This is a genomic window from Polaromonas sp. UBA4122 (genome assembly GCA_002381615.1).
Taxonomy (GTDB): domain Bacteria; phylum Pseudomonadota; class Gammaproteobacteria; order Burkholderiales; family Burkholderiaceae_C; genus Polaromonas.
In genome coordinates this window covers 15,501-15,818 of sequence record DFWY01000063.1, presented here as the reverse complement: position 1 = coordinate 15,818, position 318 = coordinate 15,501, and the positions used below count along the sequence as shown (strand labels likewise).

2 protein-coding genes are annotated in these 318 nt (G+C 59.4%); both read left to right on the top strand.

From position 1 onward, the window contains the following. The first annotated feature begins 18 nt into the window (after positions 1–18). Positions 19–99 (top strand): hypothetical protein, encoded by an 81-nt coding sequence (locus B3F77_RS20950; RefSeq protein WP_414702978.1) that lies wholly within the window; start codon positions 19–21, stop codon positions 97–99. Continuing rightward, positions 87–318, top strand: a 232-nt coding sequence (locus B3F77_RS08090; protein ID WP_293604464.1) for a hypothetical protein, incomplete at its 3' end; no start/stop codon positions are given. The genes B3F77_RS20950 and B3F77_RS08090, both read left to right, overlap by 13 nt.

Below are 318 nucleotides of genomic sequence, written 5' to 3'. Positions count from 1 at the left end.
GTCTACGACCATCGTGTCATTGACGGCGGGGTCGGCGCGCGGTTCCTCGCCCTTGTTCGCGAGCAACTCACGGCCCCGGATACGATGTGCGCAAGGTGACTTTGCTCAAGCGAATGATGAGATGCGCGCCGAGCGTCAGCCAAATGCCAGACAGAAAAGCCAATAAAGCGAACGTGGCTTCGAGCATCCACTCTGAGCGTTGGGCTGCTGCCGGTTCTGAGGGCAGAAGCCTAGGCTTGCGCAACTTGAACGGCAGCTTTTCATTAAGCCGACTGGTCGCTCAGGGCGTGCGCCATGAAAAGGCGGCGCTTTCCTGTG